The 26,317-nt window shown below is 53.3% G+C and carries 24 protein-coding genes; 14 read left to right on the plus strand and 10 right to left on the minus strand.

Features of this window, described 5'->3' with window-relative positions; all coding sequences use genetic code 11:
- Positions 1-71: 71 nt before the first annotated feature.
- Positions 72-407: an endonuclease domain-containing protein gene (locus tag K5Y30_RS09770; RefSeq protein WP_255602697.1), complete on the minus strand. Its 336-nt coding sequence runs from the start codon at positions 405-407 to the stop codon at positions 72-74.
- 173 nt (positions 408-580) lie between these two features.
- On the opposite strand from K5Y30_RS09770, the gene K5Y30_RS09775 reads away from it, so the two are divergent.
- Positions 581-1,063 carry a YlaC family protein gene (locus K5Y30_RS09775; RefSeq protein ID WP_176971763.1) on the plus strand — a complete coding sequence of 161 codons (483 nt, stop codon included), beginning with the start codon at positions 581-583 and terminating at the stop codon, positions 1,061-1,063.
- On the opposite strand, the gene K5Y30_RS09780 is transcribed toward K5Y30_RS09775, so the two are convergent.
- Positions 1,060-2,472, minus strand: coding sequence for a PLP-dependent aminotransferase family protein (locus tag K5Y30_RS09780; RefSeq protein WP_222185410.1), 1,413 nt, complete (start codon positions 2,470-2,472; stop codon positions 1,060-1,062). The two genes, K5Y30_RS09775 and K5Y30_RS09780, sit on opposite strands and share 4 nt — an antisense overlap.
- 242 nt (positions 2,473-2,714) lie before the next feature.
- Between K5Y30_RS09780 and K5Y30_RS09785 the strand changes: the two genes are divergently transcribed.
- Positions 2,715-4,055, plus strand: coding sequence for an Ig-like domain-containing protein (locus K5Y30_RS09785; protein ID WP_222211210.1), 1,341 nt, complete (start codon positions 2,715-2,717; stop codon positions 4,053-4,055).
- 60 nt (positions 4,056-4,115) lie between these two features.
- The gene (locus K5Y30_RS09790) at positions 4,116-5,240 is read left to right on the plus strand and encodes an Ig-like domain-containing protein (protein ID WP_222185408.1); all 1,125 of its coding nucleotides are present in this window, start codon (positions 4,116-4,118) and stop codon (positions 5,238-5,240) included.
- Positions 5,241-5,350: 110 nt separating this feature from the next.
- Here K5Y30_RS09790 and exbD read toward each other — a convergent pair whose 3' ends face one another.
- Entirely contained in the window at positions 5,351-5,773 is a 423-nt protein-coding gene (gene exbD / locus K5Y30_RS09795) for a TonB system transport protein ExbD (protein ID WP_008103349.1), read from the minus strand.
- Between the two features lie 5 nt (positions 5,774-5,778).
- Complete coding sequence (gene exbB / locus K5Y30_RS09800) at positions 5,779-6,507, minus strand: tol-pal system-associated acyl-CoA thioesterase (RefSeq protein WP_192236537.1); 729 nt, start codon at positions 6,505-6,507, stop codon at positions 5,779-5,781.
- Positions 6,508-6,767: 260 nt separating this feature from the next.
- Here exbB and metC point away from each other — a divergent pair, with 260 nt between their 5' ends.
- Together metC and K5Y30_RS09810 are read left to right on the plus strand one after the other, a co-directional pair.
- On the plus strand, positions 6,768-7,958 hold the full coding sequence (gene metC / locus K5Y30_RS09805) for a cystathionine beta-lyase (RefSeq protein ID WP_222211212.1): 1,191 nt from the start codon (positions 6,768-6,770) through the stop codon (positions 7,956-7,958).
- 98 nt (positions 7,959-8,056) lie between these two features.
- Entirely contained in the window at positions 8,057-8,719 is a 663-nt protein-coding gene (locus tag K5Y30_RS09810; RefSeq protein WP_101761796.1) for a DedA family protein, read from the plus strand.
- Here K5Y30_RS09810 and K5Y30_RS09815 read toward each other — a convergent pair whose 3' ends face one another.
- Positions 8,720-9,631: an AraC family transcriptional regulator gene (locus K5Y30_RS09815; RefSeq protein WP_101761795.1), complete on the minus strand. Its 912-nt coding sequence runs from the start codon at positions 9,629-9,631 to the stop codon at positions 8,720-8,722. It abuts the gene before it with no gap.
- Positions 9,632-9,836: 205 nt separating this feature from the next.
- Between K5Y30_RS09815 and dkgA the strand changes: the two genes are divergently transcribed.
- On the plus strand, positions 9,837-10,664 hold the full coding sequence (gene dkgA, locus K5Y30_RS09820; RefSeq protein WP_210081114.1) for a 2,5-didehydrogluconate reductase DkgA: 828 nt from the start codon (positions 9,837-9,839) through the stop codon (positions 10,662-10,664).
- 63 nt (positions 10,665-10,727) lie between these two features.
- Here the strand turns inward: dkgA and ftsP are convergent, their stop codons facing one another.
- The 3 genes from ftsP to parC all read right to left on the minus strand — a co-directional run bounded on the left by ftsP (position 10,728) and on the right by parC (position 15,324).
- Positions 10,728-12,155, minus strand: a complete 1,428-nt coding sequence (gene ftsP, locus K5Y30_RS09825; RefSeq protein WP_222211213.1) for a cell division protein FtsP — start codon at positions 12,153-12,155, stop codon at positions 10,728-10,730.
- A 119-nt stretch (positions 12,156-12,274) separates the two neighbouring features.
- Entirely contained in the window at positions 12,275-13,012 is a 738-nt protein-coding gene (locus K5Y30_RS09830; RefSeq protein WP_222211215.1) for a 1-acylglycerol-3-phosphate O-acyltransferase, read from the minus strand.
- Between the two features lie 41 nt (positions 13,013-13,053).
- Positions 13,054-15,324, minus strand: coding sequence for a DNA topoisomerase IV subunit A (gene parC / locus K5Y30_RS09835; RefSeq protein WP_222211217.1), 2,271 nt, complete (start codon positions 15,322-15,324; stop codon positions 13,054-13,056).
- Positions 15,325-15,731: 407 nt separating this feature from the next.
- Between parC and K5Y30_RS09840 the strand changes: the two genes are divergently transcribed.
- The 6 genes from K5Y30_RS09840 to K5Y30_RS09865 all read left to right on the plus strand — a co-directional run bounded on the left by K5Y30_RS09840 (position 15,732) and on the right by K5Y30_RS09865 (position 21,077).
- Positions 15,732-17,294, plus strand: coding sequence for a transcription antiterminator (locus tag K5Y30_RS09840; RefSeq protein ID WP_101763010.1), 1,563 nt, complete (start codon positions 15,732-15,734; stop codon positions 17,292-17,294).
- 17 nt (positions 17,295-17,311) lie between these two features.
- Positions 17,312-17,782 (plus strand): PTS sugar transporter subunit IIA, encoded by a 471-nt coding sequence (locus K5Y30_RS09845; protein ID WP_061720482.1) that lies wholly within the window; start codon positions 17,312-17,314, stop codon positions 17,780-17,782.
- 24 nt (positions 17,783-17,806) lie between these two features.
- Positions 17,807-18,121: a PTS fructose transporter subunit IIB gene (locus K5Y30_RS09850; RefSeq protein ID WP_101763009.1), complete on the plus strand. Its 315-nt coding sequence runs from the start codon at positions 17,807-17,809 to the stop codon at positions 18,119-18,121.
- An 11-nt stretch (positions 18,122-18,132) separates the two neighbouring features.
- Positions 18,133-19,224: a PTS fructose transporter subunit IIC gene (locus tag K5Y30_RS09855; protein ID WP_101763008.1), complete on the plus strand. Its 1,092-nt coding sequence runs from the start codon at positions 18,133-18,135 to the stop codon at positions 19,222-19,224.
- Positions 19,225-19,233: 9 nt separating this feature from the next.
- Complete coding sequence (locus tag K5Y30_RS09860; RefSeq protein ID WP_222211218.1) at positions 19,234-20,085, plus strand: class II fructose-bisphosphate aldolase; 852 nt, start codon at positions 19,234-19,236, stop codon at positions 20,083-20,085.
- Between the two features lie 128 nt (positions 20,086-20,213).
- Positions 20,214-21,077, plus strand: coding sequence for a ketose-bisphosphate aldolase (locus tag K5Y30_RS09865; protein WP_101763006.1), 864 nt, complete (start codon positions 20,214-20,216; stop codon positions 21,075-21,077).
- A gap of 138 nt (positions 21,078-21,215) precedes the next feature.
- Here K5Y30_RS09865 and K5Y30_RS09870 read toward each other — a convergent pair whose 3' ends face one another.
- Positions 21,216-21,980, minus strand: coding sequence for a transporter substrate-binding domain-containing protein (locus K5Y30_RS09870; protein ID WP_222211220.1), 765 nt, complete (start codon positions 21,978-21,980; stop codon positions 21,216-21,218).
- A gap of 163 nt (positions 21,981-22,143) precedes the next feature.
- Between K5Y30_RS09870 and K5Y30_RS09875 the strand changes: the two genes are divergently transcribed.
- Both K5Y30_RS09875 and K5Y30_RS09880 read left to right on the plus strand, forming a co-directional pair.
- Positions 22,144-22,722, plus strand: a complete 579-nt coding sequence (locus K5Y30_RS09875; protein ID WP_008103382.1) for an NAD(P)H-dependent oxidoreductase — start codon at positions 22,144-22,146, stop codon at positions 22,720-22,722.
- A gap of 31 nt (positions 22,723-22,753) precedes the next feature.
- A complete protein-coding gene (locus tag K5Y30_RS09880) occupies positions 22,754-23,062 on the plus strand; it encodes a putative quinol monooxygenase (protein WP_008103384.1) in 309 nt (102 codons plus the stop codon).
- An 85-nt stretch (positions 23,063-23,147) separates the two neighbouring features.
- Here the strand turns inward: K5Y30_RS09880 and K5Y30_RS09885 are convergent, their stop codons facing one another.
- The gene (locus K5Y30_RS09885; protein WP_222185398.1) at positions 23,148-26,303 is read right to left on the minus strand and encodes an Ig-like domain-containing protein; all 3,156 of its coding nucleotides are present in this window, start codon (positions 26,301-26,303) and stop codon (positions 23,148-23,150) included.
- Between the last annotated feature and the right edge of the window lie 14 nt (positions 26,304-26,317).

A 26,317-nucleotide genomic window follows, 5' to 3' on the forward strand; every position in this document is an offset into this window, starting at 1 on the left:
GCAGCATCTTCCTCCCCCATTTATGGGGGAGGACCGAGGAGGGGGACAACGGGCACACACATCACCCAGCACTATCCCATCAACGCCGCCATAATCACCGCAAAAACCGCGCCCGACTCGAGCATCACTTCATGATTCCAAAATCTCAGCACACGCCAGCCATGTCTATTCAACCGTTGCGTGCGTTCATCGTCATATCTGACGTTTTCACCATGTTGCGATCCATCGAGTTCAATCACTAGCCGTTTCTCCAGGCAGGCAAAATCCAAAATATACGGGCCGAAAGGATACTGGCGGCGAAACCGCATACCGCCACATTGTCTGGCACGCAGCAGAGACCAGAGCTTAAGCTCTGCTGGCGTCATGTTATTTCTCAACTCCTTAGCGCGCAGCACATGATGTCGCATGGTTATTCATCCTAAAAAGCGCATCTTGTTCCCGGTATGACACCATCTCAACGTGTGCAGTGCAATCTTGAGCAATACATCCCAACTGTTATAAAAAAACACACCAAATCTGTCTCTAATTCGCTTCACTGTTATGTGCTTTACTGGCAGGCAGTGATAATTAGAGGTGAACAATGGACGCGATCAAACAAATCCTGCTCGACGAAATCGCCACGCTGAACCGCGAGGGACAGCGCGATAATTTGCCGCGCTTTAGCTTTTCCTTCCTGAAAACCCATCCGGGGCTCTGGGCCATCATGTATCTGTGTTACGCGCTGTGCGTGGCGCTGATCTTCTCCACCGACATGCTCGGCTGGCCCGCCTTCTGGTTTGCCACGGTGTTTGTGGTGGTGATGAGCGTGCTGATGCTGATGGATATCAACCCGAAATATCGCTTCGAAGATATCGATACGCTGGATCTGCGCGTGTGCTACAACGGCGAGTGGTATTACGTGCAGCCGGTTTCGCAACAGGCACTGGACAAAATTCTCGATAATCCGCACACGCCGGATCGCGTGCGCAGCGGCATTGATCGCCTGATGAAGCAGAAAGGTGAAGTGGATTTCTACGACGTCTACTATCTCACCTGGGGCCACCAGCAGGCGGCCCAGGTTTAACGATTTAGCTCGGCAATCAGTTTTCCCAACGTCTCTACCGCCGCTTCGGCGCGTTCATCCCACGGCCAGGCGGTGTTGAAGCGGAAACAGTGGCTGAAGCCTTCGCTGCTGGAAAACAGCTGACCGGGAGCGATGCTGATTCCCTGCTGCAAGGCGAGATGATACAGCTCAGTGGTGTTGATCTGCGCTGGCAGCGCAACCCAGAGAAAATAGCCGCCCGGCGTGTCGCTGATGCTGGCATCGGCAGGCAACACGCGGCGCAGCGCCTGTTGCGCCAGCTGCTTGCGCTTTGCCAGCGTCTGCCGCAGCTTCTTCAGATGCGTATCATAGCTGCGCGTGCTGAGGAAATCGGCCAGCGCCAGCTGCATCGGCGCGCTGGTAGACAGCGTGCTCATCAACTGAATACGCTGCACGCGCTGTGCGTGACGTCCGGCTGCTACCCAACCAACGCGAAATCCCGCCACCAGATTCTTAGAGAAACTGCCGCAGTGCAGCACGTTGCCATCGCGATCAAAGGCTTTGGCCGGTAGCGGTTTGTCATGGCCTTCATACAGATCGCCGTAAACGTCGTCTTCAATCATCGCCACGTTGTAGCGCGCCAGCAGTCCCACCAGCTGCTGCTTGCGCTCGGCGCTCAAGGTAAAGCCGAGCGGATTTTGCCGGTTGGTCATCAGCCAGCAGGCTTTCACCGGCCAGCGCTGTAGCGCCTGCTCCAGCTCTTCCAAATCCATGCCTTGCTCCACATCGCTGGCGATGGCAATCGCGTTCAGCTTGAGGCGTTCAATCGCCTGCAGCGCGCCATAAAACGACGGATTTTCGAGGATTACCCAATCACCGGGTTCGGTAACGGCTTGCAGGCTGAGATTGAGCGCTTCCATCGCGCCGTTGGTGATGACGATGTCATCCGGCGACAGCGTGATGCCCTGCTGTGCATAGCGCTGCGCCAGAATTTTGCGCAGCGCTTCATTGCCTGGCGGCAGGTTGTTGAGCGCATCGGTGGGCTTTAAGTTGTGTGAGACTTTTACCAGCGAGCGCATCAGCTGGCGCTGCGGAAAAAGTTCGGGATCGGGAAAGGCTGAGCCAAACGGCATGATGGCGGGATTGCGGGTGGCTTGCAGCACATCAAACACGAAGCTGTTGGTATCCGCCTGATCGGTTTTAGCGACCTCATGAGTGGGCAGCCGGGGACGACTTTCGGCGGCGCGCGGCGCCACGTAATAGCCCGATTGCGGCTTTGAGACGATCCAGCCCTGACTTTCCAGCACTTCATAGGCGTGCATCACCGTCATCAGGCTCAATCCGCTCAGCTCCGCCTGCTGGCGTAGCGATGGCAGCTTTTCACCCGGCGGCCAGATCCCTGCTTCAATTTGCGTACGAAGCGTTTCCACCAACTGCTGATATTTCGCCACTGACTCTCCGTGCTACTGGATTTTTACCTCATAGTGTACAGAGGTTGATCGCGAGCGCCGCAGGAAAATATTTACGCTTATTTAACGCTTTCCATGCCTCTATTAACTTCATCCAGGATTTTTCCTACTTCGGGACATTTCTCGTACATGCATTTAAGTGTCCCTCTTACTCTCACGTCCGCCAGATTAACGAAACAATTAATCTTATCTAACCCCAGAAATCTATGTTGAAGGACACAACCATGAGTAACCCTATTGGTACCACGAACGAAAAATGGACTAAAGATCGACAGAGTAAATTCAGCGGCACCGAAGTCGCTGAAAAAGGCAGCACCATGGAGATCGTGCTGAATGGCATGGTCTACACCACGCTGATTGATCCCCTCACCGGCAAATGGGACTGGAAGCCGCCCTTTGAACTGGAAGATGGCCGCTACACCCTCACTTTCCGCATGATTGATCAGGCCAAGAATATCGGCGCGCCCTATATGATGATCCTCAACGTCGATAACACCGCCCCGGGCCAGCCGGAAATCCTGCGCGTGGAAGACAAAGCCGGAGATAAGACAGGCTGGTTAACCCCGGGCGCGCAAACCGATGATAAAAAACCGACCTTCAGCGGCAGCGCCGAAGCGGGCTCTATGGTGCGCCTTTTAGATGGTAATACGGAGATTGGCAGCGCCGTTGCCGATGAGAACGGCCGCTGGACAATTATTCCTAAAGATCCCCTGACTGACGGTGATCACAATTTCACTGTAACCAGCGCGGATAAACTGGGCAATATCAGCGTGCCTTCAGACAACTTCAAGCTGTCTATTGCTAAAGATCCAGCCGATAATCAATTTTTAAGGGGACATGAAAACTTTGATGACTATCAAAGTACGGGAAATTTATCTGAAATGGAATTTGATTCTGGCTTGAAATTCACCAGCAAGTCCAACAGCCTGAGTATAGGTACAGAACTTGACATGGGCCATCTACTGGAAATAAATACAGATCCAGCAACGATGAGTTTTGGTTCTGCAGTTGAGTCAGTATCCTTTAGATATCAAGCAGTACCTAATGGATCAGTCGTTTTTCTTGACGAAAATGGAAAAACCCTCGACAGATATAGTTTAGGAAAAGACGACTATGAATACTTCCATGATATGAATTATAAAGCACCATCCGGGAAGACAATTGCTTCAGTTAAATTTATACCTGAAGAGACTCCCGGCATCGACTATGGCGTGTTATTTATTGATACGATTAGTTGGAAATATCCTTCCTCATCCGTTAATAAGACAATGGATATTCAGGATGAAACTCATAACGACATCAGCATCCACGAAGTCTCACTGGATAAAATTTTAGCCGAGGGTGATAACAGTCTGTTTATTGACGACGGTAAAACCCAGTTTATGGTCAACGGCAATAACGGCGATGTTGTGCAGCTAAAAGACATTCTGCCGCAGGGCGAGGAGTTTACCGGCTGGCAGCAGCAGACGGGAACCGTCACTATCGCGGGGACGGAATATCACGTCTATAACCACGGCGAAGCTGAACTGCTGGTGCAGGAAGGCGTGAAAACCGAACTGGTTTAACCCCTTTTTTCCTCTTTTTGCAGGCGCACCGCGCCTGCCCTTTAACCCTGGGTGTTAACAATGAACACAGTACAAAACGCGTTAAAACAATGGATCAAGGATCCAAATTGGAAATTTAGTAGCAAAGCTCCTGGTGAAAATGGTTCAACTGTGGAGATCGTGCTTGATAATATAGTTTATACCGTCATTGTGCAAAATGAACGATGGGAGTGGACACCACCTACGCCGTTGAGCGAAGGCGAACACACTTTTAGCGTTCGCCTTATTGATGCAGCCGGTAATTATGGCGCTCCTCTGCTGGTAATATTAGACGTTGATACTCAACATCCCGATGCGCCGTTAATCCTTCAGGCATTTGATGATGCCGGGAAGCAAACGGGCATGCTTTCTCCGGGCGATATCACTGATGATAAAACGCCAACCCTGAAAGGCGTGGCAGCTCCTAATAGCAAGGTAAATATCTATGACGGTGACGAACTGATCAAAACTACCACGTCGGACAAAAACGGTTTCTGGGAGGCGTATGTTGAGTTGGAGGATGGTAAGCATGAACTGCGCGCCGAAACTGTTGATTCACACGATCGTAAAAGCAGCAAGTCAGAGCCCTTTACGCTGATAGTGGAAGCGCTTCCGGGTGGCATTGATGACGCGCCGGTGCTGGATCGCATCTATGATGATGTTGGCGCTGGTATTGGCGATCTGTCCAACGGCAGCAAGACCAACGACAACCAACCCACGCTGTATGGAACCGGCATCGCCGGACATAAGGTTGAGGTTTTTGATAATGGTGTATTGATTGGAGAGGCTCCCATCGCCGCCGATGGCAGCTGGAACTTTACTCCGGGGAGCAAGCTGGCGGAGGGCGCACACACCTTTAGCGTGGCGCATAAAGGAAGCGACGTAAAATCTCCTGTCTGGGATATAACAGTGGATACCATTAAGCCACCGTTGCCGATTATTAATGCAGTGCTGAGTGAGGCCACAGAAGGAATCTTTATCGCCAATGGTAAAACGCAGCAATTACTGGGCGGCGATGAAGCTGAGGTTGCACAGTGGCATGCCGCGCTTAATAACAGCGAAAGCGGTTGGACACAACAAGCCGGTACGTTGACGGTAGCTGGCGTGCAGTATCAGGTTTATAGCCAAGGTGAGAGTGAGTTGCTGGTGCAAACTGAGCAGTTCTAATAACTTTATTTATCTTATTAGCAGGCACTCTGTGCCTGCTTTTTTTTCAGTAATAAAAAAGCCACTCAAAGAGCGGCCTTTCTCATCATTATTACCACTGTAACACGGTGTTATTTCTTCACCGTTTCCATGCCCATCAAACCAATCTTCAGATAACCGGCTTCACGCAGTTGATCCATCACTTCCATCAGGGTGGCGTAATCAACCGATTTATCCGCCTGGAAGAAGATGGTGGTGTCTTTCTTGCCTTCGGTTTGTGCCGTCAACGCATTCACCAGCGTCTCTTTGGTGACCGCATCGTTACCGATGAAGATCTGCTTATCTTCCTTGATGGAGAGATAAACCGGTTTTTCCGGACGCGGCTGCGGCGCGCTGGTCGATGCTGGCAGGTTTACGCGCACATCGACTGTAGCTAATGGCGCGGCGACCATAAAGATGATCAGCAGAACTAACATGACGTCGATAAACGGCGTCACGTTGATTTCGTGCATTTCGCCATCGCCGACCGAGTCATCGTTTAAACGCATCGCCATAATACTTATCCTACGCGCAGTTTCTGTGCCGCCGCTGGACGGTTGGCTTCTTTCGCGGTATCGACGTTGCCGAGATCCAGATCGCGGCTCTGCAGCAACATCACCTGTGCGGCGACATCGCCCAGCGACGCTTTGTAGCTGGCAATCATACGCGCGAACACGTTGTAAATGACGACTGCTGGGATTGCTGCCACCAGACCAATCGCGGTAGCCAGCAGCGCCTCGGCGATGCCCGGCGCGACGACTGCGAGGTTAGTGGTTTGCGTTTTCGCGATGCCGATGAAGCTGTTCATGATGCCCCAAACGGTACCGAACAGACCGATAAACGGCGCAACGGAACCGATGGTGGCGAGGAATCCATTACCGCGACCGGCATGACGGCTAAATGCAGCCACGCGGCGTTCGAGACGGAAGCTGGTGCGCTCTTTGATGCCATCCAGATCTTCAGTACCAGCGGAGAGCTCCAGCTCATTCTGCGCGTCGTTTAGCAGCACAGCGCTGTGGCTGTTGCTTTTGAAGTTTTCAGCAGCACGGTAAGCATCGTTTAATGAGCGGGCTTCGCCCAGCGCTTGCTGCTCGCGTTTCAGGCGACGTTTCGCCCCGCTCAGCTCAGCAAACTTACCGAAGAAAATTGCCCAGGTGACAACCGAAGCCAGTAACAGGCCAATCATCACAATCTTTACCACGATATCGGCATGCTGATACATGCCCCAAACGGAAAGATCCGTTTGCATCAAATCACTGGCTACCACGCTGCATCTCCAACTTCTGTTGCACAGTTCACGATTGAAGCGCGGATCATAGCAAAAAAAACGACCGAAGTGATAGTGGTTCTCATTACTATTTACAAAGCAAAGATGCCCGCTATTTCCACAAGTTAGCTGATGTTATGCGCAATACTGGCCTCACTCTGATAATCCGCAATCAGGCTCAACCCGCTACACTGATTCGTGGTAACGTGAATGTTTTGTGGGAAATGTCAGGAAAGGCAGTGATGGCAACGAAAAAAATAGACACCACGCTTGTCAGCGCGGGACGCAGTAAACGTTATACGCAAGGCTCAGTAAACAGCGTAATTCAACGCGCTTCATCCCTGGTTTTTGACACGGTCGCCGACAAGAAACGCGCTACCGCTGGTCGCGCGTCAGGCGAGCTGTTTTATGGTCGTCGCGGCACCCTTACCCATTTCTCGCTACAAGACGCCATGACCGAGCTGGAAGGCGGCGCAGGTTGCGCGCTCTATCCGTGCGGCGCGGCGGCGGTCTCTAATGCCATTTTGTCCTTTGTCGAAGCCGGCGACCATATTCTGGTGAGCGGCGCCGTCTACGAACCGACGCAGGATTTCTGCTCGAAAATTCTCAGTAAGCTGAACGTCGCCACCACCTATTTCGATCACTGCATCGGCAGCGAAATTGGCGAACTGGTGCAGCCGAATACGCGCGTGGTGTTCCTGGAATCACCGGCATCGATCACCATGGAAGTGCAGGATATTCCAGCAATTGTTGCCGCCGTGCGCGCCAAAGCGCCGGAGGCGATCATCATGATCGATAACACCTGGGCGGCGGGCGTGTTGTTTAACGCGCTGGAGCATGGCATTGATATTTCGATTCAGGCCGGTACCAAATACATTATTGGTCACAGCGACGCGATGATTGGCACGGCGGTAGCGAATGAACGTTGCTGGCCGCAGCTGCGCGAGAACTCCTATCTGATGGGCCAGATGGTCGATGCCGATACCGCCTATATGGCGAGCCGCGGTATTCGTACATTGGGCACGCGTCTGCGTCAGCATGAAGAGAGCGGATTGCAGGTGGCCGAATGGCTGGCAACGCAGCCGGAAGTGGCGCGCGTTAACCATCCGGCGCTGGCGCAGTGTAAAGGCCACGAATTCTGGCAGCGCGATTTCAGCGGCAGCAGCGGTTTGTTCTCCTTCATCCTGCATGAAAAACTCAGCCGTGAGCAGCTGGCAAATTACCTCGATCATTTCCACCATTTCAGCATGGCGTATTCGTGGGGCGGCTATGAATCACTGATTCTGGCCAACCAGCCTGAAGAGCTGGCGGCGATTCGTCCGGCGGGCGGCGTGGATTTTGACGGCACGTTGGTGCGTCTGCATATCGGCCTTGAACATGTCGACGACTTGCTGGATGACCTTAAAGCCGGTTTTGCTCGTTTAAGAAGTTAAACAGAAGATAAACCACGCTGTGGCGGCGATAAGAGATCAACGTATGCAATGCCACAGAAGGTTAAAATTAGACTCCTTGTGACTCGATGGAATAGCTGATGGGTGTTTTACATGAGATTGTCCAGGCGCTTTGGCATCAGGATTTTGCCGCGCTCGGCAATCCGGATGTGGTTTGGATTGTCTACGGCGTGATGTTTTTAACGCTGTTTCTGGAAAACGGTTTGCTGCCCGCGTCATTCCTGCCGGGCGATAGCCTGCTGTTACTGGCGGGCGCGATGGTCGCCAAAGGGGTGATGGACTTCGTGCCGACCATTGTGATTCTGACCACGGCGGCCAGTCTCGGCTGCTGGCTCAGCTATCTGCAAGGACGCTGGCTCGGCAACACCAAACTGGTGAAAAGCTGGTTGCTGCATCTGCCCGCGCAATATCATCAGCGCGCGTGGAATATGTTTAACCGCCACGGTTTGATGGCGCTGCTGGTTGGCCGCTTCCTGGCCTTTGTGCGCACCTTACTGCCGACCATGGCCGGGATTTCCGGCTTAAACAATGGCCGCTTCCAGCTGTTTAACTGGCTGAGCGGCTTGTTGTGGGTTGGGATTGTGGTGACGCTAGGCTACGGCATCAGCCATGTGCCCTTTATCAAGCGCCATGAAGATCAGGTGATGGCGATCCTGATGATTCTGCCGATCGCGCTGCTGTTTATCGGCCTGGCCGGCAGCATTGTAGTGATCTGGAAAAAACGCCGTCAGAAACTCTCCTGATTACGACGCGGCGTCAAACGGTAAAGTTTGACGCACGCGGCTCGCCTCTTCTCCCGGCGTCACGCCGAAATAGCGCTTAAACTCACGCGAAAACTGCGATGGGCTTTCATAACCGACGCGCACCGCCGCCGCGCTGGCTTTCATGCCATCCTGCAGCATCATCAGGCGCGCCTGATGCAGGCGATAGCGCTTAAGGTATTGCAGCGGCGAGGTTTGCGTTACCGCTTTGAAGTTGTGATGAAACGCCGAAACGCTCATGTTCACTTCGGCGGCCAGCATATCGACGCTCAGGCTTTCAGCAAAATGGTTTTCGATGCGACGCAGCGCGCGTGCAATCTGGCTGAACTGCGTCTGCCGATTGACCAGCGACAGCAGCGCGCCGCCAATCGGTCCGGTTAACACGTAATAGATGATCTCGCGCACCAGCTGCGGACCAAGCACGCGGGCGTCGCGCGGGTTATTCATCACATCCAGCAAGCGTTCGGCCGCACACAGCATCTCTTCACTCATAAACGCCGAATGGATGCCGGAGGTTTGCGCCTGCGGCTGGAACTGCTCGTCATCGCCGATGTCCATCAGCAAATCCTGCAGGCTGGCAACATCCACGCTCAAACACATGCCGGCTAACGGCTCCGCCAGCGTGGCTTCGGTTTCGCACTCCACCGGCAGCGGCACGGTGAGCATCAGATATTTGGTGGCGTCGTAGTGGAAAACCGTGCTGCCGAGATAACCGGTTTTACGTCCCTGAAACAGAATCACGATGCCAGGTTGATACATCATCGGCGTACGCGGCAAGGTTTCGCAGGCGTAGATCAGTTTGACGTTTTCTACCGCGCACAGCGGCTTATGCAGATCACTCATCAGCGCAACTACACGCTGCGCTAGCTGACGGCAAAGGGCGTCGTTTGGCATGCATCTCTCTCGGGCAGCTAAAAAGTCAGTTTGCCGTAAGGCTGTGCAAAGCTCCACTATTCTGGAGAATCAGGCAAGATTCTTGCAGAAATCCATCAGGCAAAAGTGCCGCCCGCTTGCCACAATGATCCTGAGGTGAGGTTTGTTGACTAGACTTAAGCACATCTTTTCTACGGTAAGTCCCTGCAACAGATAAGGAGCAATTATGGCAGATCAACCCATTATTAAATTGCGCGACGGCAACATGATGCCGCAGCTTGGCCTCGGCGTGTGGCAAGCGAGCATTGAGGATGCGCGTAACGCCATCCTGGAAGCCCTGAAAGTCGGCTATCGCTCCATTGATACCGCCGCTATCTACAAAAATGAGGAAGCGGTTGGGCAAGCGCTGCAAGAGACCGACGTGGCACGCGATGAGATTTTTATCACCACCAAGCTGTGGAACGACGACCAGACCAACTGGCAACAGGCAATGGAAACCAGCCTGAAGAAGTTGCAGTTAGAGCAGGTGGATTTGTATCTCATGCACTGGCCGTGCCCGGAAAAAGATAACTACGTTGAAGCCTGGAAAGGTTTGATTGAGCTGCAGCAACAGGGCTTAACCAAGAGCATCGGCGTTTGTAACTTCCACGAGGCGCACCTGAAGCGTTTGATCGATGAAACCGGCGTATCGCCGGTGGTGAACCAGATCGAGCTGCATCCGATGCTGCAACAGCGCACGCTGCATGCGTGGAATGCGCTGCACCAGATTCAAACCGAATCCTGGAGTCCGCTGGCGCAAGGCGGTAAAGGCGTGTTTGATCAGGAGATTATCCGCGAGCTGGCCAAGAAATATAGCAAGACGCCGGCACAGATTGTTATCCGCTGGCATCTGGATAGCGGTTTGGTGGTGATTCCGAAGTCGATTACCCCGGAACGTATTCGTGAGAATTTCCAGGTGTTTGATTTTAGGTTGGATAAAACTGAAGTGAGTGAGATCAGTAAGCTGGATAGCGGTAACCGTTTGGGACCGGATCCGGAGGCGTTTAACGGATAGTGATGTGAAAAGGTCGCCATAAATGGCGACCTTACGGTGCGCGATTATGCGCACCGTTTTTTATTAAGACGCTGAATTCACCAATAACTGCCCCGCCGTCCCGCGATCCGCCATCTCTAGGGTCTGGCTGTAATAGACAAACGGGAAGTGATCCGACGAACTCTGCGGGAAACTCACCAGCAGCTCCACGCTGCCATCCACCCACACGGTATCTTTCCAGCCGCGATCTTCGCCCATCGGCTGCGCGCCATTGACGTTCTTAATCAGGAACATCACGCCCTGAATATGCAGCGACTGCGGGCGATCGGCGTGGATAATCCAGCGCTCGAAGGTGCCCTGCTGCACGGTAGTATCAATGCGGTTCATGTCCCACAACACGCCGTTAATGCCCGGCTCGCTATCACCAATACGGAATTCGCGCGTGCGCACCGCCACGCCATCGAGAATCTGATCCGCCAGCAAACGCATCGGCAGATTGTCAGTTACCAGCGGCAACAAGCCGGTTGGGCGTAAGCTCAGCACCAGCGTATTGGTCAGAATCGATGACGGCTCAAACAATCCGCGCAGGCGATCCATCAAACCCGCCGCCGTTCCGGCCATGATCGAAACTTCATCGCCCTGTGACATATCCACCAGCACTTCACGACGTTCGCCGGGAGCCAACGTCAGCAGCTGCACCGCCACCGGCGCAGGCAGGAAGCCCTGATCGCTGGAGATCACCGTAAAGGGGCGATTATCGGAGAAGGTGAGATCGAAGCGGCGCGCGTTCGAGCCGTTCAGCAAACGCAAACGCACCCAGCCGCGTGAGACTTCGACATAGGGATTTTGCACGCCGTTCACCAGCAGCACGTCGCCCATAAAACCGCCGCTGGAGGGCGGGTTATAAACCGGCGTGGCGAAGTTATCGAGGCGCTTGTCCTGAATAATCAGCGGGAAATCATCGACGCCATAATGCTTCGGTAGCGGCAGCGATTTACTGACGTCATCTTCCACCAGCCACATGCCGGCGAGTCCGTTGTAGACGTGCGGCGCCATGCGGTTTGGCGTATTGGCGTGATACCACAATGTGCCCGCGCCCTGACGAATCGGCAGCACCGGCGCCCAGTCAGCTCCGGCCGACATCATGCGCGGCGCACCGCCCATTAACGCGCCCGGCACCTGCAAACCGCTGACGGTCATCGATACCGGTTCGTTGAGGCGGTTACTGTAAATCAGCTTCACATCGTCGCCGCTATACACGCGCACCGTTGGGCCGAGATACATGCCGTTAAAGCCCCACACCGGCACTTTGTTGCTGTTGCCGCTGAACGACCAATGGCTGCGTTGCAAGGTGAGAAACAGCGGCTGACCGCGACGGGATTCAATCAGCGGTGGAATAGGAAGTGGCGTATCGCCCAATGGCGCGGCGGCGCGGGCGGCGAAAGGCATAGCACCGGAAGCCAGTGCGACACCGGCAGAAAGCTGAATAAACTGACGTCTGCTGCAAGACATAAAACTTCAGACCTTTTGAGCGTGGCGTGAGGACGCCGTGTCCATGTTGTTCTAATTAATTATTAGTTGCTGTGTGGCTTGAGAACGGGGCAGATGATCACCTGCCCCATTTTGGCTGCTCAGAGTTTACCGTTTTTTTCGCGTTCGGCGACTTCGGCGTTCAATTCTTCCAGTTTAGTCGACATTAATTCACGGCAGTGCGTGGCGAGCTTACGCACCGAGGTGGTGGCAAACTGCGAGGTATCGACCGGCGGCAACATCTCCACAATTACTAAACCGTTGTTCCAGCGGTTCAGCTTGATCTTGTCGTGGGTGTTGGAAACCACAATCGGGATGATTGGCACACCGGCTGCTACCGCTGCATGAAACGCACCGGTTTTGAACGGCAGCAAACCACGACCGCGGCTGCGCGTCCCTTCCGGGAACATCCAGAACGAAATGCGCTTTTTGTTGAACTGCTCCACCAACTCACCGATGGTGCCGTGCGCTTTGGAGCGGTTGTCACGGTCAATCAGCAGGTTACCGGTCAGCCAGTAGAGCTGGCCAAAGAACGGAATCCACAGCAGGCTTTTCTTGCCCACGGTCACGGTGGTCGGCTGCACAATTTTGGCCGCCGTGATCATGTCGTAGTTGTTCTGGTGGTTGGCGATATAGATCGCGTTACCGTAATGCGCGGCTTCCGCCGGTTTACGCAGTTCCACTTTGAGGCCAAACACCGTCGACAGCCGACCGAGCAGATGGCCGAACGTCGCGACGTGACGCGGATTACGCGGTGAAAACAGACACCAGATACAGCCAACAATACTGACCAGAATCGAATAAAAAATAACAATAATTGCTCGTAAAATTAGTAACATAGATTCCTCAAATGGGGCATTCCATCGCCTGAATTACAGCGTTACTCTTCACTCGCGTCGGCTTTCGGACGCGCTGGTGCATTCACTTCTACGCTATCGATACGTTGCAGGCCACGCGCCACGCTGCCGCGACGACCGCGCTCGGCACGCACTTTCTGCAGATCTTCATCACGCATGATCAGCTTACGTTTACCGACATATACGGTGATTGACGCGCCCGGCGGCAGAATCAGCAACCATTGTAGTTTGTCGGTGCCCGCCGCGGCTTCCGCCGCAGGAATCGAGATGATCTTGTTGCCTTTGCCTTTCGACATCTGCGGCAGATCGCCAACCGGGAACATCAACATGCGTCCGGCCTGGGTAATTGCCAGCAGCATATCATCGCCCGAATGTACCGCCATTGGCGTCATCACTTTGGCATTTTCCGGCAGCGTCAGCAGCGCTTTACCGGCACGGTTGCGCGACACCAGATCGGCAAAGGTACAGATGAAACCGTAACCGGCGTCAGACGCCATCAACAGCTTCTGATCGTCAGGCTCCATCAGCACCTGCTCAATCACCGCGCCCGGCGGTGGCGTCAGTTTGCCAGTGAGCGGCTCGCCCTGCCCGCGCGCAGACGGCAATGAGGTCGGATCCAGCGTGTAGCTGCGTCCGGTGGAGTCGATAAAGGCCACCGGCTGATTGCTCTTGCCGCGTGCGGCGGCCAGATAGCTGTCGCCCGCTTTGTAGCTTAAGCCCGCAGGATCGATATCGTGACCTTTGGCGCTGCGCACCCAGCCCATCTGCGACAGTACAATGGTCACCGGCTCGGCGCTCACCAGCTCGGTTTCGCTCAGCGCTTTGGCTTCTTCGCGTTCGCGCAGCGGCGAACGGCGATCGTCGCCGTAGGTTTGGCTATCGGCCAGCAGCTCTTTCTTCAGCAAATTGCTCATCTTGCGCTCGGACGCCAGAATCGCCTGCAGCTGATCGCGCTCTTTTTCCAGCTCCGCCTGCTCGCCGCGAATCTTCATCTCTTCCAGTTTGGCGAGATGGCGCAGTTTCAGTTCAAGAATCGCTTCGGCCTGGGTTTCGCTGATGTCAAAACGCGACATCAGCACCGGCTTCGGCTCATCCTCGGTACGGATGATGTGGATCACTTCATCAATATTGAGGAACGCCACCAGCATACCTTCAAGAATATGCAGGCGACGCAGCACGCGATCTAAACGATAGTTGAGGCGGCGCGTCACGGTATCACGGCGATACACCAGCCACTCAGAGAGGATTTCCAGCAGGTTTTTCACCGCCGGACGGTTATCCAGTCCGATCATATTCAGGTTAACGCGGTAGCTTTTTTCCAGATCGGTGGTGGCAAACAGGTGATTCATCACCTGCTCGAGATCCACGCGATTGGAGCGCGGCACAATCACTAAACGCGTCGGGTTTTCGTGGTTGGACTCATCACGCAGATCTTCCACCATCGGCAGCTTTTTATTGCGCATCTGGTTAGCGATCTGCTCCAGCACGCGTGCGCCCGACACCTGATGCGGCAACGCGGTGATCACCACATCACCATCTTCTTTTTTCCACACCGCACGCTGACGAATCGAACCGCGACCGCTCTGATAAATCTTACGGATTTCGCTGCGTGGCGTGATGATCTCCGCTTCGGTCGGGTAATCCGGACCTTGCACAATATCCAGCAGCTCATTCAGCGTGGTTTTCGGGTTGTCGATCAGCTTGACCGCTGCTTCCACTACTTCGCGCAGGTTATGCGGCGGAATGTCGGTCGCCATCCCCACGGCGATGCCGGTGGTGCCGTTGAGCAGAATGTTGGGCAGACGCGCCGGCAACATCTTCGGCTCCTGCAGGGTGCCGTCGAAGTTCGGAATGTAATCGGACGTGCCCTGACCGAGTTCACCCAGCAGGATTTCAGCGTATTTAGACAGGCGCGATTCGGTGTAACGCATCGCGGCGAAGGATTTCGGATCGTCCGGCGCCCCCCAGTTTCCCTGGCCATCCACCAGCGGATAGCGGTAGGAGAACGGCTGCGCCATCAACACCATCGCTTCATAACAGGCGCTGTCGCCGTGCGGATGGTATTTACCCAGCACGTCACCAACGGTACGCGCCGATTTTTTGAATTTGGCATTGGAATTGAGACCCAATTCCGACATGGCATACACAATACGGCGCTGCACTGGCTTGAGGCCATCGCCGATGTACGGCAGCGCGCGGTCCATGATCACGTACATGGAGTAGTTCAGGTACGCGTTTTCGGTAAACGTGTGCAGGGCAAGACGCTCTGCACCATCCTGCGTCAATTCGCTCATTCAGCTCGCATCCTCACTTCGTGTCCCGCAACGGCGGGACATCCGGCGGTCATTTGGCGAGGATATTACCTTATTCGTGCGGTTTAGTCACAGAGAAGCCCGTTCAGCAAACAGAATCGTCTTGCATTAAATAGCGTGATATTGGTTGGAAAATTAAAACGGAATGGGAGCCATGTCACAGTGAATATCGGCAATAATCTGTGAGCAACTTCGCAATTAATATCGCGAGGCATTTAGCGTATTAATGGTGTCCGCAAGCCGGGACAACATTTAGTATTGTTGCTTAGTGATTACTCTCCTAAATTCATACTCCACAAGCCCCACATTTTTGCGCGTCTGATTTCTGGCATGGAATAAATATAACCACCAATTAGCCATAAACGTTTTGCCAAAATAAGGGTGAACGAATGCAAATACTGACTTCGCGACAACACCGATTAGTAAAATTGCTGCTGCATCATGCCGCACCGCAGCCGACAAAAGAATTAGCTTTACAGCTTGGCGTGTCGGAGAAAACCATCCAGCGCGATTTGCAATGGCTGGAGAGTTGGCTTCGCGACTGGTCGCTGCAGCTGGAAAAAATGCCGGGACGCGGCATACGTCTGCGGGTAGACGATCTGCAGCAGCGTCTGCAACTGGAGCAGCAGCTTAACGGCGACGAAAGCAGTTCGGATGCGCTGAGCCACAACAGCCGACGGGTGAAGATTGCCTCGCAGCTGCTGAGTGATGCGCCACGCGCGACTTCAATCAGTAAATTGTCGGAACGCTACTTTATCAGTCATGCGTCAATCGTGAATGACCTGAAGGTGATCGAAGAGTGGCTGCAGCCGCTGGGTTTGGTGCTGCAGCGCGGCCCCGGCGGCACCCACATCGAAGGCAATGAGCAGACGCTGCGCCAGGCGATGGTCTCGCTAATTAATGATGTGATGCAGCAGAACGTCGCCGGCACGCCGCTGCTACCACGCCTCGATCCCGGCAGCCAGCAAGCGCTGGTGCACTATTTTGGCGACGAGGATGTGGCTTTTGTGCAGGCGCTGCTGCAGCAGATGGAGCAGCAACTGAGTTATCCGTTGGGCGACGCGTGGTACCTCAATCTCTGCACCCATATTCTGATCATGATGCATCGCATGGCGCAAGGTAACGCGCTGGCGCTGGAAACCCTGACCAGCGCGCAGGATCTCGATCAGCGCATTCTGAAGATTGCCCAAAACATGGTGGTGCAGATTGAACAGCGCATGTGCTGCGCATTGCCAGCCGATGAAGTGGGTTTTATTTATCAATATATTGTCTCGTCCGGCATTGTGGTAGAAGAGCGTGGCGATAATGCCCCGCTGCATAATCAATTTTCCACCGCTGAATCAGTGAAAATAACCTGTGAATTAATCGATCGCTTCGCGTCATTTATTCAGCAGGACTTAGCGCAGGACCGATTATTATTTGAAGGGTTATTAGTTCATATAAAGCCATTATTAAATCGACTCAAATATCATATTCATATTCGTAATCCGCTGCTGGAGGATATTCAGCAGGAAATGAAGGAAATATTTTCATTAACGCAACAGGCGATGCAATTAACCGCGCGCAGCCAGGGACTTTCATCGGTGGCGGATGACGAAATAGGTTATCTGTGCGTGCATTTCCAGGCAGCGCTGGAGCGACAAATCGCCCACAAACGCATTCTGGTGGTGTGCTCCAGCGGCGTGGGAACCTCGCATCTTTTGAAGAGTCGCATTCTGCGCGCCTTCCCGGATTGGGAGATTGTCGGCGTGGTTTCCGCCAGTAATCACGCGGAGTTTTGCCAGCGAGAAACGGTGGATTTGGTGATTACTACTATTCACCTCAACGCCGGAGCGGTTCCGGCGGTGTATGTCAGCGCCTTTTTTAACGATGACGATATTCGGCGGGTGACTGACGCCATGATTGGCAGCCAGCTGCCCGACGGCGCCTCCTGCGCTTTGGCTGAACATTAATTGAATGAGGATTGATCATGGATATTTCGCGCATTCTGACGCCACGCCGCGTTAACCTGGCGCTGACCGCCACCACCAAAGAGCAAGCGATTCATGAGCTCACCGATTTGCTCTACCACGACGGCGCCATCAGCGACCGCGCTGCCTTTATTGAAGACGTCTGGCTGCGGGAAGCTGAAGGTTCCACCGGCTTCGAAAATCATATCGCCATCCCGCACGGTAAATCCGCCGCGGTGAAACAAACCACGCTCGCCATCGGCCGCACCCAACACGACATTCCGTGGGAAACGCTCGATGGCAGCCAGGTGCGCTGCATCATCCTGTTCGCGGTGCGACTGGAAGATCAGAACACCACCCATATTCGCCTGTTGTCGCAGGTGGCCAGTGCGCTGGCCGATGATGAGGTGATAGCCCAACTGCTGGTGGAAAACGATGCCAGCAATATCATCCGGCTGTTTAGTCAGTACGCCGAAACCGACCTCTGTTAACACCCTAACTCTCTGAGGTGACACATGAATATCGTCTGTGTAGCGGCCTGCACGGCAGGCATCGCGCATACCTACATTGCGCGCGAAAAACTGATTAAAGGGGCCCACGCGCTGGGCCACACCATCCACGTTGAAACTCAGGGCACCATCGGCACCGAAACGGCGCTGACGCAGCAAGATATCGCCGCTGCGGACGTGGTGATCCTCGCCGTTGACGTGAAGATCAAAGGCGAGGAGCGCTTTCAGGGCAAACCCATTGTGCGAGTGAAAACCGAAGTAGTGATCAAATCACCGGTGAAATTCCTCGAAAAAGTGGCGGATTCACTGGCGCGCGCCTGAGGAGATCCATCATGAGTGACAACAAACGTCAGTACGGCCAGGAGATCAAAGGGCATTTGCTTACCGGGATCTCGTGGATGATCCCGCTGATCGTCGCCGCCGGGATCTGCATCGCGCTCGGCCAGGTGATCGGCGGGCCGGATGTCGGTAAACAGACCGGCACCCTCGCGTGGATGTTGAATCAGATCGGCGGTTGGGGCATGGGCCTGATTGTGCCGCTGATCAGCGCGGCGATTGCTTACTCGATTGCCGATCGTCCCGGCTTCGCGCCTGGCCTGATCGTCGGTTTTATCTGCGGGCAGATCGGTACCGGCTTTATCGGCGGCATCTTCGGTGGCTTCCTGGTCGGTTACACGGTGCTGCTGCTGCGCCGCACCATTAAGTTGCCGAAATCGATGCAGGGCTTGATGCCGATTATGGTGCTGCCGGTGCTGAGCACCATCATCGCCGGGCTGCTGATGATGACCTTTATCGGCCAGCCGATTGTCTGGCTGCAGAAGGCGCTGATTGCCCTACTGGAGTCGATGCAAGGCGGTTCGAAATTTGTAATGGGCGCGATCCTCGGCGCGATGGCCACCTTCGACTTCGGCGGTCCGGTGAATAAAACCATGTCGCTGTTCGCCGACGGCATGCTGGTTGACGGCATTTACGGACCGGAAGCGGTGAAGTTTGTCGGCTCAATGATTCCGCCGTTCGGCATCACGCTCTCTTATCTGCTGAGCCGCAACAAATATACCAAAGCGGAAAAAGAAGCGCTAAAAGCCGCCTTCCCGATGGGCATCTGCATGATTACCGAAGGCGTGATTCCGATTGCAGCGCGCGACCTGTTCCGCGTGGTCGGCAGCTGCGTGGTGGCCTCCGCCATCGCCGGTGGGCTGATTATGGTGTGGGGCGTCGGCGCACCGGTGCCGCACGGCGGCATGTTTGTGGTGCCGTTGTTCACCAAACCCTGGCTGTTCTGTTTGGCACTCGGTATCGGCACCACGGTGTGCGGCGTGATGCTGTCGGTACTGAAAAAGCCGGTGACGCAGGCGGATGAAGAGTTCGATGACGTGGAAGCCCCCGGCGTCCGCGATGAAGAGATCAAATTCACTCTGGAATAAGGAGCCACCATGTTTGCCATGATGAACGACCTGATTCAGGCCGCCGCCCAACAGCGCTATGCGGTGTTAGCGATCAACTGTTTCAACCTTGAAACCGCGCGCGCCGCCATTCAGGCCGCCGAGCAGCAGCGCGCTCCGCTGATCCTCAATGTTTATCAGGGACACAGCGCGCACTTCCCGCCTGCTATCGCGGTGCCGTTAGTGCATGCGCTGGCCGAGACCGCCAGCGTGCCGGTGGCGCTGGCACTCGATCACGGCAAAGCCTTTCCGCTGATTGGTCAGGCGTTTCGCGCTGGTTTTACCGGCTTGATGATCGATGCCTCTTCTGAACCGCTCGCCGAGAACATTCGCCAGACCGCCGCCGTGGTGAAAATGGCGCATACCGCCGGCGTGTGCGTCGAGGGCGAGCTAGGACATATCGCCGATGCGCCAACCTACGAACTGGCTGATGCCTCAGTGAAGATGACGCAGGTGGCCGATGTGCTGCCGTTTATCGAGCAAACCCACATTGATTTGCTGGCGATTTCGGTCGGTACCGCGCACGGGCTCTATCCGGCGGGCGTGAAGCCAAAGATAGACTTTCAGCGCTTGCAGGAGTTGCAGGCGGTTTCTTCGCGACCGCTGGCGCTGCACGGCGGATCGGGCACGCCCGCTGAGGATATTCGCCGCGTCAGTGAGTTTGGCGTAGCCAAGATCAACGTCGGCGCGGCAGTGTTTGATGCCGGAAAAATGGCGGTGGAACAGGCCTCGAAGCAGCATCCTCACGCTGAGTTAGCCGATGTGCTCGGGCTGATGGAGTCCGCCTGCCGCGAAGTGGTGGCGGAGTATCTGAGCTGGTCGGGATCGGCGGGCAAGGTTTAGTCATCAGGTTGGTTGGTGTTCGCCATGAATGGCGACACAAGGTCGCAATATCAATTTTACATTCATATCCACTATCGGGTCGGCGCATGCGTCGGCTCCGGTAAACATCACGCTGAGGAAATATTAACATGTTGATTTCAATGAAAGAGATGTTGGCACCGACTCGTGAGCACCGCTACGCGATTGGCGCTTTTAATGTGGCCGACAGCTGCTTTATCCGCGCGGTAGTTGAAGAAGCTGAAGCTACCCATACGCCGGCGATCATTTCCATCCATCCAAGCGAGCTGGAGTTTGTCACTGATGAGTTCTTTGGCTATGTGCGCGAGCGCACGCTGAAAAGCAAAGTGCCGTTCACCATCCACCTCGATCACGGTGCGTCCATTGCTCAGGTGCTGCGCGCTATTCAATGCGGCTTTACCTCAGTGATGATCGATGGTTCATTGCTGCCTTATGAAGAGAACGTGGCGCTGACCAAAGAAGTGGTGAAACTGGCGCATGCGGTGGGCGTTTCGGTGGAAGGTGAACTCGGCACCATCGGCGATACCGGCACTTCAGTGGAAGGCGGCGTGAGTAAAGTGATCTACACCGAACCGGCGCAGGCAGAGGATTTCGTGCAGCGCACCGGCGTAGATACGCTGGCGGTAGCAATTGGCACCGCGCACGGCATCTACCCGAAAGATATGAAGCCTGAGTTGCAGATGCATATCCTCAGAGACATTGCGCAGCGCACCACTATTCCGCTGGTGCTGCACGGCGGTTCAGCAAATCCGGATGCCGAGATCGCGGAAGCGGTGACGCTGGGCGTGGGCAAAATCAATATTTCCAGCGACATGAAGTTCGCCTATTTCGCTAAGCTGCGCGAGATTCTGGCACGCGAAACCTGGTGGGATCCGAATGTGATTTATCCCGATGCCATTGCGGCGGCGAAGGAAGTCATTCGCTACAAAATGAATCTGTTTGGCGGGTTGGGTAAGGCGAGTTTGTATCGCTGAGTTAAGTAGTAAGCCTGGCATCTTCAACGTGCTCGGCAATGCGCAATAAATTGCGCCGCTACGGTATGTGCAGATATTAAGTATGGTAATCAGCCACGCGCACATATTTGTAGCGGCGCGATTTATCGCGCTCTTTTGTTATTTAGTCGCACCCAACCATTGTTTAGCAATCTGCGCGTATTCGCCGGTGGCGGTGCTGAGATGCAGCCACTGATCGACATACAACTTCCAGCTCATATCATCGCGCGGGATCATGTAGGCCTTCTCGCCGTACTGCATCGGTTTGTCCGGATTGATGGCGCACAGCGCGGGATAATGCTGCTGCTGGAACAGCGCTTCAGACGCATCGGTGATCATTACGTCCGCTTTGTTATCCACCAACTGCTGGAAAATCCCCACATTGTCAGCCAGCTGCAGCGTTGCCTGCGGCAGATGGCTGTGCACGAAGGCTTCGTTGGTGCCGCCCGCCGGTTCGATCACGCGCACGCTCGCCTTGTTAATCTGTTCAACCGTCTGATATTTCGCTTTATCAGCACAGCGCACCAGTGGAATTTTTCCATCGACACCGAGCGGCTGGGCAAACCAGGCGATCTGCTGACGCTTGAGGGTGACTGATACGCCGCCCAATGCGATATCACACTGCCTGGCCACAAAATCATCGCTCAGGGTTTTCCATGTGGTTGGCACCCACTGCACTTTAGCGCCCAGGCTTGCCGCCAGCGATTGCGCCATGCTGATATCCAATCCTTCGTATTGGCCATCGCTGCGCAAATAGCTATATGGCTTGTAATCACCGGTGGTACAGACTTTTAAGGTTTTGCTTGCGCGGATGTCATCGAGGTGGGATTGCGCCTGAGCAGCGCCCGTCACCATAAGTAATGCACTCAGTATCGCGGTTTTCATGTTTTCTTCTTTTATGGGAGTTGATGTTGGTTTGCTCACGGATTGTTTCATAACCCTGCGTATTATTGCTTTATTAGCAAAAGTGTTGTGATCGATCACGCATTTTTCTCGCTGCTGCGCGCGCGTAGAGTGTGCGGCATCAACGAGAAACGGAGCGGATGACATGAACTTTTTAATTATCGATGGTGGCAAAACCTTCGCCCATTCGAAAGGCGAACTGAACCATACCTTAACTGACGTCGCAGCCAGCCAGTTGCGCGATCTTGGTCATCAGGTACAGGTAACGATTGCCGACAGCGACTACAACGTGGCAGAAGAAGTGCAGAAGTACCTCGACAGCGATGTGGTGATTTATCAAATGCCCGGCTGGTGGATGGGCGAGCCGTGGACAGTAAAAAAGTATATCGATGATGTCTTCACCGAAGGTCACGGTTCACTGTATGCCAGCGATGGCCGCACACGCAGCGATGCCGGTAAAAAATATGGCTCCGGCGGCCTGATTCAGGGTAAGAAATACATGCTGTCATTGACCTGGAACGCTCCGCTGGAAGCCTTTAACGATCCTGAGCAATTCTTTGAAGGCGTGGGCGTGGACGGTTTGTATCTGCACTTCCACAAGGCCAACCAGTTTCTCGGTATGGAAGGTTTGCCGACCTTTATCTGTAACGACGTGATTAAAATGCCGGACGTACCGCGCGATATCGAACGTTATCGGACTCATCTCAGCCAGATCTTTGCTTAACTGTAAGCACCCAGGGAAAAGAGGAAGCACTATGTTAACCGTCGTTGCAGAGATTTGTGTCAAACCGGGCCGTCGCCAGGTGGTTTTGGATGCGATTAATCAGCTGATTCCTACCGTGCTGGAAGAAGATGGCTGCCATCAATATGACGCATTAGTTGATCATCAGGCGCAAGTGCCGTGGAAACAGAATTCACCCGATTCCATTTTCATGCTGGAGCTGTGGGAATCACTGCGTCATCTGGAGCAGCATCAGCAGATGCCACACATGGATGCGCATCGCGCGTTGATTAAAGATGAAGTGGTAGATGTGAAGATTCTGGTGCTGGAAGCGGCTAAATAACTCGATTTACTTGGTCGTTCAGTACCTTACATAAAAAAAGGCCCGGTCTCGCGACCGGGCCTTTTATTTAGCAGCTAATCAGAGATTAGTGCTGTTGTTCCTGCATCAGATACTGTGGAACCATCACTTCAGCATCGCCACCGTTGTTCTGGTAAACGTTGTATTCAACGCCTGCCACGGTTACGGTGCCATTTGCCTGGGTCCAGTTACTCACTTCTTCACCTTTCGGCAAGATATCTTCCAGAGCAACTTCTTTACCTGCGTCAGCAATCATCAACTGGGTTTTACCGTTGTCGATAAACAGGGAATCATCGCTCATTCCCAGGATGTCATTCAGAGACATTGTCATCAGAAGGCTATTCACTGAGTCTGGGAACAGATCGCCCGGATCAACAGATGGTGGTGGAGTAACGTCAATTTCCAGCTTGAACGTTTCGCTACCCGCAGTTTCATTACCTGCAGCATCGCGGTAACCGAAGGAGAAGTCGTAAACGCGTTCTTCAAGCGCAACGGTCTTAAGTTCCCACTCGCCCGCAGTCACTACAGCGCTGCCGAGTACCTCAGTGTGTGCAGCATCGCCATATAGCACAACAATGGTGCCATCTTCACCTGTACCTTTCAAAGTCAGCAACTGGCCATTCATCTTTCTTGGATTACCGTCATTAGTTGGATTGGTATCCAACGTTTTAGTATATCCATATGCATCAATATAGGTACCGCCCACGAAGGTACCACCACCAGGAGGAGTCAGATCCACCTCAAAGTTGATACCATCGTTAATTGGACCACGAACACCTGATGCGCTGACAGGCTGAACGCGGATGTTATGCGCACCTTCAGCCAAGTCTTTCAGATCATAGCTCCACTGTCCATTAGTGACCACGGCAGTGCCAATTTCTGTATTGCCATCCCAGATAATGACTTTAGTACCATCTACACCGGTGCCGCGTACGGTTGGGGTTTTATCGTCGGTGATGTCACCTTCAGAAATTAGGCCGGTTTTAACGCCAACATCATCCCACATTTCAAAATTGGCAATTTTATCTGGCACTTGAGTATCAATGATCAGATCAATTGGGTCTGAAGGGTCTGATTTGTTACCTGCCGGATCGGTGACTTCAACGATAACTTCATATTCGCCATCACCAATTGGATCTGTTGGTGTCACAGTCCAGTTACCACCTGCATCAACCTTGCCGCTACCAATAACTTTCTCGTCACCATTTTCGTCAATGATAACGACTTCAACGATATCACCTGGATTCGCGCCACCACCTTTGAATTCAGGTTTGGTTTCGTCAATTGGCGTTCCTGGCTGAACCGTACCCAGGTCACCACCGGTATTATCAATAATTTCAGGCACACCAGGTTTATTTGGTGGAGTGAGATCCACCACGATAATCACTGGGGTAGAGAAATCAGACTTTTTACCTGTCGCAGGATCCTCAACTTTAATCTTCAGCTCATGCGAATTCTCATCTAATGGATCGAGTTCGATCTCCCACGTGCCGTCAGGTTTAACTACAGTTGATTTAACTACATTGTTTCCGTCATAAACGTGAACAATCTCACCTTGATTACCGGTACCGCGCAGTACAGGCGTGTCATCATTGGTTGAATCACCACTAACCAAAACACGATCGGTGGCACCGTTGTTAGCAACAACTTCACCGATTTCTGCTGTTGGTGGAGATGTAGTATCTACAATGAGGATGAATTCATCGGATTTAGCAGAAGCACTCCCCCCTTTTGAGACCGAGTCTACACGCAGTGAGTGTGAGCCTTCAGCCAGATCCTTATCCACATCAAAGCTCCATTGGCCGCGATTATTAGCAACAGTGCTACCAATGATCTCATTGCCATCCCAAATACGCACGATTGAACCGGCATCAGCTACGCCAGAGAGATTAGGCATGGTGTCATCGGTTTTATCACCCGAATGCAGTACGGCTGTTTTACCAAAATCATCAAAGGCTTCATTAATTTCTGGTGTGCTTGGTGCAGTTGCATCCAGCTTCAGGATGAAGTTGTCAGATTTCGGGCTCATACGATCAAACCTATCCTTGTACGCCACGCTGAAGACATAAGTATCATCGTTAGTCAGATTTGGGAAAAAGCTCCAGCGGCCATCCTGGCCTGCAACAGTACTGCTAATTGGGGTAGCAGAGGCGCCATAGAGGTATACCATAGAGCCCGGTTGAGCAACGCCTGACAAGGTTGGCGATTTGTCATCGGTATATTGGCCTGATGTTAAATAGTCAATTTTGCCTTCATCATCAATGACACGCATAATTTGTGGCGCTTCAGGGCCTTCAGCTTGAATGTAGAAAATAACTTGAGTTGGTTTCAACCCCCAGTTACCTGCTTGATCACGCTCACGATACTGGAAGAAGTAGGTGCCATCAGGCAGTGCATCAGAGCTAAAGGACCATTTTCCGTCAGCATCTGCTAAGACGGTGGTTACCGTATTGTTAATCGTAATCTCAATCGTGCTAAAAGGTTCAGCCTTAAGAGATGTGCTGATCACGTTGTTCTTTGTGTATTTTACATACGCGTTTGCGAAGGTGCCAAAATCGTGAGTAGTTGCTACTGGCTCAATGTGTTGCTCAGCCACTGGCGCCGAATTTTCGGCCATCACCACTTTGCCAGATTCAATTTTAAGATTGAAAGCCGCAGACGCCGGGCTTTCGTGTTTACCCGCATCTTTTACAACAGCGGTCAGACTGTGGTCGCCATCGGTCAGAGTTAGTGGAATTGTCCACGCACCCATGCTATTCACTTGCGCGGAATTTATGGCGGTTGTGCCGTTATTATCAAAGATATAAACGATTGAACCAGGCTCTCCTACACCAGAAACCACTGGATTAGACTCATCAGTAGTATCGCCTGGAGTCAAATTACCTTTATCTTTACCGGTATTATCTACTACACGCCAAATTTCTGGGGCTACTGGCGCTTTGGTATCCAGATTAACAATTAATGAAGTTGGCGCTGCACGGTTTCCTGCTGCATCAATAATGGTAATCTGAACGGCATGCAAGCCTTCATCCCAACCAGCCGGAGGAGTGAATGACCACTTACCTTCTGCGTTAATATCGACATAAGTAGTCACGCCGTCGATAATAATTTCAACCCTTCCATTTTCACCATTTGAAGCATAGATATTATTCCAGCCAAAATTACTGTCGGTGATGGTATTTATTGCCTGTTTTTTAACTTCATTAATGCTGTTATTAGCCATGATAGCATCCTTTT

The organism is Pantoea sp. DY-5 (genome assembly GCF_019795955.1).
Taxonomy (GTDB): Bacteria; Pseudomonadota; Gammaproteobacteria; order Enterobacterales; family Enterobacteriaceae; genus Pantoea; species Pantoea leporis.